This window comes from Butyrivibrio hungatei (assembly GCF_900101605.1).
In the GTDB taxonomy this organism is placed as follows: Bacteria; Bacillota; Clostridia; order Lachnospirales; family Lachnospiraceae; genus Butyrivibrio; species Butyrivibrio hungatei_B.
Map to the genome: position 1 here is coordinate 178,417 of NZ_FMUR01000007.1, position 14,990 is coordinate 193,406.

The 14,990-nt window shown below is 40.5% G+C and carries 12 protein-coding genes; all 12 read left to right on the forward strand.

Translation table 11 applies throughout. From position 1 onward, the window contains the following. Nucleotides 1-98: 98 nt before the first annotated feature. The 12 genes from BLP87_RS06830 (at nt 99) to udk (ending at nt 14,970) form a co-directional block, all read left to right on the forward strand. Complete coding sequence (locus BLP87_RS06830) at nt 99-1,091, forward strand: hypothetical protein (RefSeq protein ID WP_074462014.1); 993 nt, start codon at nt 99-101, stop codon at nt 1,089-1,091. Nucleotides 1,092-1,128: 37 nt separating this feature from the next. Further along, nucleotides 1,129-2,070: a glycosyltransferase family 2 protein gene (locus tag BLP87_RS06835; RefSeq protein WP_074462015.1), complete on the forward strand. Its 942-nt coding sequence runs from the start codon at nt 1,129-1,131 to the stop codon at nt 2,068-2,070. Nucleotides 2,071-2,084: 14 nt separating this feature from the next. Next, complete coding sequence (locus tag BLP87_RS06840; RefSeq protein WP_074462016.1) at nt 2,085-3,323, forward strand: lipopolysaccharide biosynthesis protein; 1,239 nt, start codon at nt 2,085-2,087, stop codon at nt 3,321-3,323. 164 nt (nt 3,324-3,487) lie between these two features. Beyond that, nucleotides 3,488-4,681: an SGNH/GDSL hydrolase family protein gene (locus BLP87_RS06845; protein WP_074462017.1), complete on the forward strand. Its 1,194-nt coding sequence runs from the start codon at nt 3,488-3,490 to the stop codon at nt 4,679-4,681. Between the two features lie 738 nt (nt 4,682-5,419). Next, nucleotides 5,420-7,000: an NAD(P)/FAD-dependent oxidoreductase gene (locus BLP87_RS06850; protein WP_074462018.1), complete on the forward strand. Its 1,581-nt coding sequence runs from the start codon at nt 5,420-5,422 to the stop codon at nt 6,998-7,000. 63 nt (nt 7,001-7,063) lie between these two features. Next, nucleotides 7,064-8,017, forward strand: coding sequence for a glycosyltransferase family 2 protein (locus tag BLP87_RS06855; protein ID WP_074462019.1), 954 nt, complete (start codon nt 7,064-7,066; stop codon nt 8,015-8,017). A gap of 40 nt (nt 8,018-8,057) precedes the next feature. Further along, nucleotides 8,058-9,509, forward strand: coding sequence for an MBOAT family O-acyltransferase (locus BLP87_RS06860; protein WP_074462020.1), 1,452 nt, complete (start codon nt 8,058-8,060; stop codon nt 9,507-9,509). A gap of 35 nt (nt 9,510-9,544) precedes the next feature. Continuing rightward, nucleotides 9,545-11,407 (forward strand): CotH kinase family protein, encoded by a 1,863-nt coding sequence (locus tag BLP87_RS06865; protein ID WP_074462021.1) that lies wholly within the window; start codon nt 9,545-9,547, stop codon nt 11,405-11,407. Between the two features lie 12 nt (nt 11,408-11,419). Beyond that, a complete protein-coding gene (locus tag BLP87_RS06870) occupies nt 11,420-12,112 on the forward strand; it encodes a polyphosphate polymerase domain-containing protein (protein ID WP_074462022.1) in 693 nt (230 codons plus the stop codon). A gap of 43 nt (nt 12,113-12,155) precedes the next feature. Continuing rightward, nucleotides 12,156-12,833 (forward strand): DUF4956 domain-containing protein, encoded by a 678-nt coding sequence (locus tag BLP87_RS06875; protein ID WP_074462023.1) that lies wholly within the window; start codon nt 12,156-12,158, stop codon nt 12,831-12,833. A gap of 36 nt (nt 12,834-12,869) precedes the next feature. Then, the gene (locus BLP87_RS06880) at nt 12,870-14,360 is read left to right on the forward strand and encodes a hypothetical protein (protein ID WP_074462024.1); all 1,491 of its coding nucleotides are present in this window, start codon (nt 12,870-12,872) and stop codon (nt 14,358-14,360) included. Continuing rightward, nucleotides 14,350-14,970: a uridine kinase gene (gene udk, locus BLP87_RS06885; protein WP_074462025.1), complete on the forward strand. Its 621-nt coding sequence runs from the start codon at nt 14,350-14,352 to the stop codon at nt 14,968-14,970. Before BLP87_RS06880 ends, udk begins: the two co-directional genes overlap by 11 nt. Nucleotides 14,971-14,990 lie beyond the last annotated feature (20 nt).

The window sequence follows — 14,990 nt, forward strand, 5'->3', positions numbered from 1 at the left end:
ATGCTGAATAATGGCATGAATTGTGTTATAATGCTATGGATTTATTAAATGTTAAGTGGTTTACCTTTTGGGTGTTTTGACAAAGGGAGATTTATATAATGTCTAAGAAGATAGAATTTGTTGCAGCATTGTGTATGACAATTGGTCTTATGAGCGGTTGTACTTCTTATAGTGAGGGCTCTTCAGCCGCTATCGAAGGATTTTCAGACGGTGTATCTGAGGAATCCTCGGAGATATCATCAAAAGAAGCTTCTGACAGCGCATCGTTGTCGGCATCAGAAGCATCATCAAAGTTATCTTCGGATGAAGTTACTTCAAAGATTGGCGATATGAGTAAGAATGTAAATAAGGATTCGGAAAGCGCTTCATCGTCAAGTGCATCAACGGAATCGTCACAGAGCAAGACTGCAAGTGACAGCGCTTCTTCAGCAAAATCTACCGACGATAAGCCAAAAGCAAAGAAGTTATCCAAGAACGGAATTGTTATTCCTGAGATTGAGGATGGAGTTACCAAGATCGGTGACAGAGGCGTAGAAGTAACTTTTGAGTGGGAACCTGATAAGAATGTGGACAGATATGAGATTTCCGTTGATGGAAAGCCTCATGGCGACACATCATATTCTCATATTGAGGATGTGTATTCGGATACGCCGACTTATACATACAAAGATAAGATCAATTATGACATAAGGATTAAAGTCAGGGCACATAAAGGCGATGCCAAGAAAGCTGTAAGCGGTGATTTTAGTGAATATGCATACGGAAATACCTGTGAAGATGCTCTTACGGCTCCAAAAGTAAAAGACGGAGTTACCGGAAAGGGTGCAAACGGCACGGAAGTGTATTTTGTATGGGAGCCTGTTGACGGCGCCGAGCATTATGAAGTGGTGGTCGAGCATAAGAAAAAGGCTGAATCCGAGTATGATCTTAAAGAAGTTACATATACCAATGCGCCCAATTATACATATACAGGACAGGGCGAATATGATGTCAGAATAACGGTTAAGGCTCAGACCAATGCCTGGATCAACGGAAAGAAGAAGATGTTTAACAGCGCTGTAAGCGCCTATGCAAAAGGAAAGACATACTGATATATTATTTTATTTTATTTACTTGAAGAGGATATTTATGGATAAGATTGCAGTACTGATACCTTGTTACAATGAGGAAAAAACTATAGCGAAAGTTATAAGAGATGCTAAGGCGGCACTTCCTGAGGCGGTAATTTATGTATATAACAATAATTCCAAAGACCGAACTGCAGAAATTGCTTTAGCTGAAGGGGCTATCGTTCGAAATGAATATATGCAGGGAAAAGGCAATGTTATAAGACGTATGTTCCGTGAGATCGATGCGCTTGTATATGTTATGGTTGATGGCGACGATACTTATCCCATGGATTCGGCGCCCGAGATGGTTGATCTTGTTCTTAATCACAATTCGGATATGGTAGTGGGAGACAGACTTTCATCAACATATTATCAGGAGAACAAAAGACCTTTTCATAACTTTGGAAATAACCTCGTAAGAGGAAGCATCAACAAGTTGTTCGGATGCAATATCAGGGATATTATGACAGGCTTCAGAGCTTTCAGCTATGAGTTTGTAAAGACATTCCCTGTTCTTTCAAAAGGTTTTGAGATTGAGACGGAGATGACTATTCATGCCGTTTATAACAACATGCAGATAGATAATGTTGTTATTGAATATAGAGACAGACCCGAAGGGTCTGAGAGTAAGCTCAATACTTATGCAGACGGTATGAAGGTTCTTAAGACTATTGCAAAGCTTTACAGGAACTATAAGCCTTTTGGATTCTTTCTCATATTTTCACTGGTACTTGCACTTATATCGATATTCTTTTTGGTGCCGATCGTCACAGAGTATTGGCGTACGGGGCTTGTACCCAGATTTCCTACATTGATAGTTTGCTGCTTTATCATGCTTTCTGCGGTTCAGAGCTTTTTTGCGGGAGTTATACTGTCCACACTTGCGGTTAATAACAGACGTGAATTTGAGATGCAGCTTAACATGCTTCAGCGTCACAAAGAAACAGACATGATGAAATAAGGATTAGCGATCAAATGGAAGATAGTAATACAAAAAATAAGTCGGGGCTTATAAAAAAAGCCTCCAAAGACTTTATATTCAGTGTTCTTGCACTGGTCATCTATAACGGTGTTCTACAGCTTCTTGTTTATTCCAATATTGAAAAAAGCATTGGAAGGAGCGGATTTGACACCGTTCTTTATTTAATTTCCATCATTTCTGTAATGGGTGCGGGATTTGGAACTGCAGCCAGTTACTCGAGAATGATGGCAAAAAAAGACAGAGAGGAAACAAACGGAGATTACAATGTATTTCTTTTGATGATCGCCGTTCTTTCTATTCCTGTTACTTTCGGAGCTATTTATCTGGCGGAGGGAATATCGCTAAAACTCTTTGTTCCCGTACTTGTTCTCATGATAGTTACGGTTTTCAGGTACTATTCGGACGTTCAGTACAGGATGAACATAAGATTTAAAGAATATTTCTTTTTCTTCTTATCTGTATCTGTGGGATATGTGCTGGGACTTATGTTGTACCCGGTTACCAAGAACTGGGTTCTCGTGATGTTCCTCGGAGAGATTTTCGGTATCATTTTCACTGTTATGACCGGAAAAATATTCAGGGCGCCGTTTTTTAATTTGTCGGGTGCGTTTAAAGAGAATATGAAGTCTGCATGGTACATAGCCATGGGAAACGTGCTGGCAAATCTGATACTTAATTCAGACAGAATTCTCTTAAAGCATTTTGCCGAGGCAGGTCAGGTTACAGATTTTTATACTGCCAGCCTTATCGGTAAGATCGTAGCAATGCTCACGACTCCGCTAAACGGTGTAGTCATAAGCTATCTTACAAATTATAAGATTAAGATGAATAAAAAGATATTTGCCACGATCGGATCGGCTTTTTTGGCACTTACGTTCCTCGGAGCGCTTGTATGTAGCGGCTTTTCAATGATATATGTAAAGCTGTTTTTTACTCCCGATGTATATGATGGGGCTTCGAAATTTTTCTTTTTGGCAAACCTCGGACAGCTCCTTTATTTTATCTCGGGTTCATTGATGGTTGTGCTTCTTGCGTTTACGGAAGAAAAACTTCAGTTTATTATCAATCTCATTTATGGAATTGTTTTTGTGACCATAGTGATCCCGGTTACGTATAAGTGGGGAATGGTAGGATTTGCCTATGGCCTTGTTGCGGTGAACATCGTGAGATTCGTTACTGTAATAATACTTGGAGTTGTAAAACTCGGAAAAAAGAAAGAGACGGAACAGTAATTGACGTTGTTGATATTACATATACTCGTTATCGGATAAAGGATAACTTCTTAAGACTTTCTTAAGATTGATTGTAGATTTCATTAATTTTTGTACTCCTGTCGGAACGTTTTGACAGATTGGTGTTAAAATAGGACTTGGTGAAGTATCAGCGAGGAGGAAAAATGAAGAAGAGAAAAATAATTAGTTTTATTGTGGGTGTAACAACGGTAGCTATGCTGACTTGCGGATGTACTGCAATTGATAAAAATGCAGACACTGCACTGGAATTTATAAATGACGATCTTGCGACAAGCATGACCGGTAAAAGCGATCAGGCCGCAGAGGCGGGCACATTGGTTTTGGCGGAAGATATTTATAAGCCTACACTTGATGAAGCAGCAGCCTCAGCTTCAGTGGAGGAAACTAAAGAGGAAGAACCTCAGGAGCAGGTAGATGAAGACAAAGTAGTAATGGTATTTCTCGGCGACAGCCAGATTGAGAACGGAAGAGACACCGGAACGGATCTTGCTTCCCTTGTATCTGAAAGAGTTCCCAATTCTGTAGCATATAATCTTGGAATCGGCGGAACTACCGCTGCACTTGAGCATTCAACAACAGACTCATCTTTGTCAAAGTGGGATTCAATTTCTTTTAACGGAATAACTTACAGCCTTGCAGGCAAGGTTGATAGAGACAGGGTATTTCAGAATTATCCGACGGTTCTTGAGAACATGAATAAGATCGATCCCGAGAAGGTTGATTATTACTTTATAGAATATGGTGCAAATGATTTCTTTGATAAGATGCCGCTTGATAAAACGCAGTTTGAAGGCAATCCGCTTCACTCATATTATGAAGCACTTGAGGAAGGCGTGAGAACTCTTAAGGAGATAAGCCCCAATGCAAGAATTATCCTTATGACTCCTTTCTATGGAATTTATAAGGATACAAACGGAAAGTTCCTTGGCGATTCTTATGTAGTAAGTTATGGAATTGATACTCTTGCAAACTATGCAAGAAAAGCGCTTAACGTAGCGGAAGATCTTGATCTTATCGACTTTGACGCTATGAATGATGACAAGAAATGCGATCTTTACCTTGATACGGCGGAAGAGTACCTTATGGACGGAACTCACCTCACAGAGAAAGGAAGACAGGTATTTGCAAGACTTCTTGCGCACATTCCAAATTTCTATGAGGAAAACGAACCGTTCGCATACCTTGAGAATGACATTATCAAGATAAATGAATTCGATCCCGATGAGTATTTCATGATCTCAGATCACAAACTCAAAGAGAATTATCCCGAGGCTTACGAGAAGCTCAAGGCCGGAGCGTACCCGCTCGCCAGAGAACACGGCGCAGGAGCTGAGTAACGCCGGGGGTATATGTAAACGGACGACCTATATAACCATTTATAACAGTCGTTTCGTGTGTTGACATTCAAGACATAAAAATTCAGAGCTACTTATTCTTCGCTCCAAAACTCGCCCATAGATGGGCTCAAACAGTTGGAGTGAGAACAGAATAAGCAGCTCTTCTTTTTTATGTTCTTGAATGTGACAACACGCGAAAAGACTGTTATAAATGGCTATATAGGTCTGTTGTTTATTATGTACCGCACGGCGTTTACTAAGGTGTTACTTGCGCTATAGATTCTTAAATAATGTAATTGCTATATAGCCAATATTGTGATAAAATGTTAATACTTTGTTAATGTAGCGTATACTTATGAAGGCGTACAGGTGGGCTATTCGCCACTACGCAGTTCCATAAGTCAGGTTTTCACAGTATTTATGTGAGTTGTAACATTCAAGAGCTTAAGCAAGCGGTAATCTTTATTCTGTTCTCGCTCCGTTTGTTTGAGCCCATTTATGGGCGAGTTTAGGAGCGAAGAATAAAGATTACCGCTTGCTTATGCCTTGAATGTCAACGAACATAACCCCTGTGAAAACCTGACTTATGGAACGCATATCGCCAATACCCCCAAATGTCGCACGTGGAGTGGCATGGAGTGCTATCTTGAAGAATGTTATGGGGTAGGGTATACTACTATTATTGTTCGTCTCCAAGATAATGAACGGACGATTATTTAGAAAATGAGGGTAAATGTGATGAAGAAGGCCTTAATTATTGGTGCGGGTCCCGCAGGACTAACTGCTGCTTATGAGCTTTTGACCAAGTCAAAGGATTATCAGGTGGTGATCTTTGAGAAAACCGACCAGTTTGGAGGAATATCAAGAACTGTAGAGTATAAAGGAAACCGCATGGATATGGGCGGTCACAGGTTTTTTACCAAGGTTCCCGAAGTTAATGAATGGTGGGATAAGATGCTTCCCGGACAGGGAAAACCCACTTATGACGATATCGTTCTCGACAGACCGATGAAGATGACAGAGGGCGGTCCGGATCCTGAGAAAACTGACAGAGTTATGCTTAAGAGACACCGCGTCTCACGTATTCTTTTTGATTCCAAGTTTTATGATTATCCTATTTCACTCAAGGGTGAAACTTTTAAGAACTTTGGCTTTTTGACTACGATGCAGGTTGGATTCTCATATATGGCGTCTGTTTTCCACAAAAGACCCGAAGACAATCTTGAGAACCTTTATATCAATAACTTTGGTAAGAAGCTGTATTCAATGTTCTTTGAATATTATACCGAGAACCTCTGGGGCAGACATCCGAGTGAGATCGATGCTTCATGGGGCAAGCAGAGAACCAAGGGCTTGTCTATTTTCGGAATAATAAAGGACTATCTCGGAAGGCTTTTTAAAGTTAAGAACCGTAAGGTCAATACTTCACTTATAGAAGAGTTTAAATATCCTAAGCTCGGCCCCGGTCAGCTCTGGGATGTAACTGCCGATGAGATCAAGAAACTCGGCGGTACGATTATAGTAAATGCCAAGGTTACGGGAATAAGAAAAGACGGCGATCACATAAAGGGAGTATCTTATCTCGTTGACGGTAAAGAGATTGAGATTGACGGAGATGTAGTTATCAGTTCTATGCCGATAAAGGATCTCGTTGCGGGAATGAACGACGTTCCCGAAGATCCCGCAAGAATTGCCGCAGGACTTCCTTACCGTGATTATATGACACTTGGTGTACTTGTTCCGAAGCTCAATCTTGAGAATAAGACCAAGATCAAGACTATCGGAAATATCGTGCCTGATAACTGGGTATATGTTCAGGACAGAAATGTTAAGATGGGAAGATTTCAGATTTACAACAACTGGTCTCCTTATCTGGTAAAAGATCTGGAAAATACAGTATGGGTCGGACTTGAGTATTTCTGCTTTGAAGGCGACAACATGTGGAATATGACCGAAGATGAATTTGCCAAGATGGCAATCGATGAGATGGTAAAGCTTAAACTTATCGACAATGCAGACGAAGTTATCGACTATCATATGGAGAAAGTTAAAAAGGCTTATCCTGCTTACTTTGATACATATGATGAGATGGACAAGCTTATCAAGTATCTTGATACTATCGATAATCTCTATTGTGTAGGCAGAAATGGTCAGCATAGATATAACAATATCGATCATTCAATGTGTACATCCTTTGAGGCTGTTAAGAATATTATAAGTGGAGAGACAGACCGCAGCAATATATGGAACGTTAACACTGAGGAGGAATACCATGAAACATCTACTTCGGAAGAAGCGGATGAGGTGGAAATAGATTGACGATACATAAAATTTTAATGCGGTGCTTTAGGATGATATAGCACCGCATTTTTTAGGAGTATTATGAAAAAAAAGATTAGTATTTTGATCCCCTGTTTTAATGAGGTGGAGAATGTGGAAGGAATTTCCGCAGCAGTTGAAGAAGTTATAAAAAAAGATCTTTCAAACTATGATTATGAGATTGTTTTCATAGACAATGCTTCAACGGACGGAACAAGAGATAAGATTGAAAAAATCTGTGAGGGAAACAATAAGATAAAGGCGATTTTTAACGTCACAAATTTCGGACAGTTCAATTCGCCTTTCCATGGAATGTGCTCTCTTGACGGAGACTGCGTTATTCCCGTGTGCGCCGATTTTCAGGATCCTGTGGAGCTGATTCCCGTATTTGTAAAAAAATGGGAAGAGGGACACAAGATCGTTAGTGGCGTAAAGGCTTCAAGTAAAGAAAACGGATTTATCTATTTTCTCAGAACAGTTTATTACAAGACAATAAAAAACATGTCCAGTGTTCGCATGATTGAGCATTTTACGGGATTTGGACTCTATGACAAGACATTTATAGCGCTTCTTAGACAGCTGAACGATCCGGTTCCGTTTATAAGAGGAATTGTTGCCGAGTACGGAGACGGATTCAATATGACAACTGTTGAGTACGAGCAGCCTCAGAGAAGAGCGGGCAAGACACACAACAATTTCTATACCTTGTATGATGCCGCAATGCTCAGTATCACATCTTATACAAAGGTGGGACTTCGTCTTTGCACCATCGCGGGATTTGTCTGCGCGATTATAGATATGATAGTTGCTTTTGTATATCTTGTGCTGAAGCTTACTCATTGGTACAGCTTCCATGCCGGCTATGCACCGATGATCATCGGAATGTTCCTTATCGGAGCGATACAGCTCTTTTTCATCGGACTTACGGGCGAGTATATACTTAACATTAACACAAGAGTTATCGGACGTCCGATAGTTGTTGAGGAAAAGCGCATTAATTTTGATAACGATAAATGATGCGACATTACGCTGAATACACACACCACAGGGAGAAAAAATGAGCTTTATATCCTTTGCATTTATGGTATTTTTGCCATGTGCCGTTTTGTGCAACTTCATAGTTCCGATCAAGTATCGCTATATCTGGCTTCTTATAGCAAGCATGATCTTTTATTCAACCGCAGGTTTGGGAGCGGTGATAATTCTTGTGCTTTCTATGCTATCGGTGTATGCAACGGGTATCAGTCTGGGAAAAAATAAGACAAAGCTAATATTTCTTTTGTGCCTTATCTTTAATCTCGGAATACTTTTTGTGTTCAAATACTTCAATTTCTTTATGCAGATCTTGGGTATTGCGACAGACGGAGAATATGGAAACATTCAGCTAACCAATATAATAATTCCTCTCGGACTTTCTTTTTACATACTTAAGGCCGTGGGATATCTGATAGATGTCTACAGGGGAGATATTGAACCGGAAAAGAACTTTCTTAAACTTGCTCTTTTCGTATCATTCTTTCCGCAGATTGTTGCGGGACCTATCGAAAGAGCAGGTAATATGTTGGAACAGTTCGACAATCCAAAGCCCATTGATTTTGACAGATTCAGAAATGGATTCCTTCAGGTTTTGTGGGGATATTTCCTAAAGCTTGTCGTTGCGGAAAGACTTGCCATTTTTGTCAATGTGGTATTTGATACCGACCAAACCATACGCGGTGCGGTGGCTTTTGTTGCAATCGTATTCTATACATTTGAGATCTACGCGGATTTTGCGGGATATTCACATATTGCGATCGGAATTGCAAGGATTCTCGGAATTGATGTAATGAAGAACTTTGAGAGTCCGTATCTGGCAAGGTCTATTGCGGAGTTCTGGAGAAGGTGGCATGTATCGCTTTCTTCGTGGTTTAGGGATTATCTGTATATTCCTCTTGGCGGAAACAGGAAGGGAACATTCAGAAAGTATCTCAATATCCTTATAGTATTTACAGTCAGTGGCCTTTGGCACGGCGCGGACTTTACGTTCCTTGCCTGGGGACTTATTCACGGCATATATCAGGTGATAGGAAGTATTGTCACTCCCGTAAGAGATAAGATCACAAAGACGTTTAATATCGGACGCGCAAGCTTTTCTCATAGGATTGTAAAGACGGCGGGAACTTTTATTCTGGTTGCTTATGCGTGGGTGTTCTTCAGAGCGGACGATATTATGCAGGCATTAAGGATCATCGAAAATTCTTTTGCGTTTACTCCGTGGAAATTTGTTGACGGAAGTATGTATCAGTTCGGTCTTACAAGAGGAAACTTCCTTCTTGGTGCACTGGGCATATTGCTTATTATCATTGTTGATCTTGTGAACAGCAGAGGAATTGTTATCAGGGAAAAGATATTGTGCCAGGGCTTGTGGCTTAGATGGATCATCATGATTGTTGGAATCTTAGTTACCGTAGTGTGTGGTATCTGGGGACCCGGCTATGATGTATCTGATTTTATCTACAAACAGTTTTGATGGTTTTGAAAGAGGTATTCAAGGAGTAATTACGGTTGATCGGCGGAAGGAAAGTAAAGAGCATATGGCTTCTGACGGCGGTGCTTATTGTAGCACTGTCGGTAACGCTTTTTCTTATAACGGATAAAAAAAGAAATGCAAAGAAATACAGCGATTATGATCTGACGGTTTGGGAGAGTGTCGGATTTGTTCCCGAGGGTAATCCCGTTGAGACTGCGAGCGGCATATATGCGCATTATGACGAAAACGGATTGCTTATATATGATGTTTATCTTCCTGTGGAAGAAGCAGACAGTATCAAACTCGTATGTGACAAAAAGATTGAAGTGACTATAGACAATGCCACTTATAAAAACGGCGATACTTTTACTGTACCTTTTTTTGAAAAAATAAGCGGCAGGATAAAGATCCCGGATGTCGGAACCGAAGCAGCTGATTTTAGATTTATAGCGGCAAGCGGGATCCCGTCTGTATATCTCGGAACATATGATGCGACAAAAGATTTTTTGACGGATGCAAAAGGAAATACGGCTACCGGTTTTTGTACGGTAATGGACAGTGACAATTCTCGCAATTTTTATGGGAACTGCAATATTCGCGTACATGGAAATACATCTTTTTATGCAGAAAAAAAATCATATCAATTCAGTCTTGAGTCCGACGAAGAGATTCTTGGGATGTCGGCGCAGAGTAAGTGGGTTCTTATATCCGAGTATGTCGACAGCACATTTATGAAGGATGCTATAATGTACAGGCTTTCCATGAATACTGGAGATAAGTATACACCTGAATTTCGCTATGTGAATGTCTATCTGAACGGGCAATATGAAGGGCTTTACTTGCTTCTGCAAAAGATTGACATAGATGGCGGAAATATTGACTTAAATAATCTTGAAGTTGTCAATGAAGTTGCCGGTGACAGAGACATGAACCAAAATAACATGGGAGGATATCTTGTTGAACTTGGAACGGTCGAGGCAACGCAGGAGACACCGGAAAATCTTTTTGTAGAGACACCTAACAGGTGCATGGAAGTCAAGGCTCCGGTCAATATTACGAAAGATCAGCATAAGTATCTGACGGATCTAGTCAATGAGGCTGAGCAGGCTCTTTATCTTCCTGACGGAGAGAAGACAAAAAGCGGTAAAACGTGGTCCGATTATTACGATCCCGAATCCTGGGAGCGACAGTATGTGCTTCAGGAAATATCCGCAAATTATGACACTGAATATTCCAGTGAGTATTTTTATGTTAAAGAAAACGAGCGTAAATTGTACGGTGGACCTGCCTGGGATTTTGACAGATCGATAAACGATTATATTGTTTTCATACAGAATGAGAGGCTTAATTATGTTTTGAGGTCTCTTCACAATAACGCCATAACCATAAAAGATAAAGGAAATTCGGGAATCATGTGGCTTAGGCAATTTGATTCACATAAAGATTTCCATGAACAGATGAAGAGATTTTTCTTTGAAAAGGCTGAGCCGCAGCTTAAGAAGATTCTTTCGGAAGACGTACCCGTCTGGAAAAAAGAGATTGAGAGTTCCGTGATCGCTGATGGTTACAGGTGGAACGATGAAGACGATAATGTTGCAAGATTGGATGTTTTTACGGAAGCGGTTGATAATATTACTCAGGCTTTTGCTGACAGAACCAAGTTTCTTGATGAATATTACAAAAATGAAGATGATTATTGTATTGTGAAATTCGTTTTGGACGAATCCAAGACGGAATCAAGACTTGATCTTATAGTTCCTGTTAAAAAGAACGGAACTATCGGAGAAGATGCGCTTCCGATTTACAAAGACAGCGATGCTTGGTACTATGGCAAGGAGTTATTTACTCTTGATACCGTGGTAAAAGAGGACATGGTACTTACGAAGACACAGCACTAGGAGCAGAACTTTATGGGAAACAGATACAGAAATGAGCAGAAGTATCTTCTGAATAAATCCGATGTCGCTATCCTTAAGATGAGACTTGATGCCATGATGGAAAAAGATCCGCATGTGCGTGACGGCACGTCTTATCTGATCCGCAGTGTGTATTTTGACGATATGTACAATTCCTGCCTTCATGAGAAGGAGGACGGAGTTAATTTCCGAAGGAAGTGGAGAATCAGAATATATAACTGCAGCGATAAAGTGATACATCTTGAATGTAAAGAAAAAGCCGGTAATATGACGCATAAGGACAGTATTACCGTTTCAAGAGAGGATGTAGAAGCGGCATTGTCCGGAAATATCAAGCCGGACAAAAACAGAGAACCTTTGTGGAATGATTTTGCAATGCAGGTCATGACTAAAGGATTCAGACCGGCTACAATAGTTCAGTATGAGAGAATTCCGTATATCTGGAGGCCTTCAAATGTGCGTGTCACGATTGACAGATGTCTTTCTTCGAGCGAGATGTTTGACCGATTCTTTGATGAAGATCTGCCGGTAAGGCCTATTATGGCGAGGGACCTTGATCTTCTGGAGGTGAAGTATGATACGCTTTTGCCCGATCACTTAAGACAAGTGATGATTCTTGATAATATGAGATATACTTCTTTTTCTAAATACGAATTGTGCCGTCGAATGCCAATGCAGGCATTTTGAACGGATGGCATACGAAGCACAGCATTATAACGGAGGATGAGAAATGAGTTTTAAGGATATTTTAAAGAAATCTTTTTTGGAGAATTACGCTCAGACGGAAATGAGCATCAGGACAATAATAATTGCGATCGCGCTTACATGTGTATTTGCGGTATATATTTATCTTTTTTACAGAGTTGTTACAAAAAAGAGCTTTTATTCAAAGAGCTTTAATATCTCTCTTGCATCGATTGCAATCATAACTGCGGCAATTATTCTGACTATCCAGTCAAGCGTTGTGGTTTCTCTTGGTATGGTGGGTGCGCTTTCTATCGTAAGATTTCGTACCGCAATAAAAGATCCCATGGACCTTGTGTTCCTGTTCTGGTCAATTGCTGCCGGAATCATCTGCGGCGCGGGATTGTTTGGAATAGCACTGGTGCTTTCCGCATCGATCACAATACTCATTCTTGTTCTTGAGCTGGTTCCTCAGGCGAAGGCTCCTCAGATTCTTTTGATAAGCTTTAGAGACAGTGATGAGACCAATGACGGTGTTGAGAAGATTCTTACAGAGAGCAAGAGCTATTACAGTGAGAAGAGCAGAACAATAACAAACGGACAGATAAGTCTGGCTTTCGAGATCAGAACATCAGACGGAAGAAAGCTTTGCAGCAGCCTTTCGGGACTTGACGGAGTAAACAGCGTATCACTTCTTAAGCATGACGGTGAAGTTACATATTAAGCGTAGTGCTGAAGGCACTGACAAGGGCATGAATTTATGAAAAGAAAGATAAACATAGCTTTAAAGTGCATATTTTTTACTATAACCGTGGGCATTATTTTATATGCAACGACGATAGTTTTGGAGAGAAAAGACAGCTTGTATAAGTATGCCGATTTCTTTGAACTTGCCAAAAAAGATCAGATAGACGTTCTTTTTATTGGCTCTTCGCACGTAATAAATGCGATAAACCCTACGGTTCTTTATAATGAGTACGGATATACTTCTTACAATATGGGAGGACACGGTTCGCTCCTTCAATCAACATATTGGGAACTAAGGGAGGCGCTTCAGTACACGACTCCGAAGTGGGTTGTTGTTGATGCCTATATGCTTGAGAAGAACTATCGTTACCTCGATGACAGAGATGCAAATCCCGATGAGGATGAGGTAAATACTTCTGTTGAGCAGCTTCACCTCAATATGGATGTGTGGCCGTTTAACGACCTCAAAGTTGAGGCGGTAAACGATCTTATACAGGATAAATCGATCCGAAGAGAATTCCTTTTTAATTTCCTTGTTTATCACAACAGGTGGGAATACATTTCCGAGGATGATTTTAAATCGGTATTCGGAGATGAGTCAAAGAACGAATTGTTTGGCGCAGAGATGAGATATGATGTTGAGACTTCTTTTACTTTCTGTAAGGAACCTGAAAAGGGAGAAGTTCTTCCCGAGGAAACGGTTGGAGAACGCTATCTTAAGGCTATCATTGAAGAGTGTAAGAAGAGAAAAATCGGAGTGCTTGTGACATTCGATCCTTTTAATCCCGAGTCAAAAGATATTATTGCGGCAAATTCAGCGGGTGCGATAGCAAAAGCCTGCAAAGTGCCGTATCTTAATATGCTCAACTCGGATGTTATTGATATATATTCAGACTTAAACGATCACGGACATCTGAATGCTGTCGGATCTACAAAGACAACCAAGGCGATAGGAAAGTGGCTTAAGAGTAATTCAAAGCTTGTTGATCACAGAGGCGACGAGGCTTATGCATACTGGGATGAAAAGAGCGATAATTTCTATGATTCGATAAGAGATGATACGACCGATGAGGACAACCTTATTTCCAAATTGAGTCTTTTGTCACTCGGAGAGTACGGTTTTGTTTTCTACTGCAATGAGGGGTCACAGGTCTTTACCGATAAACCTATGGAACATATCATAAGCGGAATAGCCGATTCAAATATGATCAAAACCACATCGGGACCTTATATACTCATTAAGGATCCCAAGACGGGCAAGACGTATGAAGCAGAAGGCGTAGGTTCTCTTGAGAATGTTGAAACTGCGATGGGACACATGTATTATCAGCCTGTCGAGCAGGATTTCAGACTTTTATATGAGGCTGACGATCAGGATACAAACTATCTTTACGACGACGCTCATGTGAGTGCCGATATTCAGATAATATTATATGATAAAGAAACCGGAGAAGTGGTGGATCAGGAGTATTACACTTCAAAAGGAGGCAGATATGCAAGGTAAGATCTGTATTGTCGGAGTTGCGGGAGGCACCGCTTCGGGAAAGACAACAATAGTAAGAAAGATAAAAGAGAATTTCGGAGATGATATTGTAGTCATCAACCACGATTCATATTATAAAGCTCATAACGACCTTTCTTACGAGGATAGGTCCAAACTTAACTACGATCATCCGGATTCATTTGACACTCAGATGATGATAGAGGATGTAAAAAAGCTTAAGAACAACGAGGAAGTCGATATTCCCGTTTATGATTTTTCGGTTCATAACAGAGCTGATGCAACGGTTCACATTGTTCCTAAGAATGTTATAATCCTTGAGGGAATCCTTGTTCTTGAAAATAAAGAACTGAGAGACCTTATGGATATAAAGGTTTTTGTGGATACTGATGCGGATGAGAGACTTATGCGTAGAATCCGCCGCGATATGGCAGAACGCGCAAGGAGTATAGAGTCGATCCTTAATCAATATGCAGACACTGTAAAGCCTATGCATGAGCAGTTCGTGGAACCGAGTAAAAAATATGCTGATATAATTATCCCACGCGGTGGAGAAAACGTCACGGGAATCAATATTTTGCAGCAACACATAAAGAGCATGCTCGTTGTATGATTATGATGCTGTATAGAGTT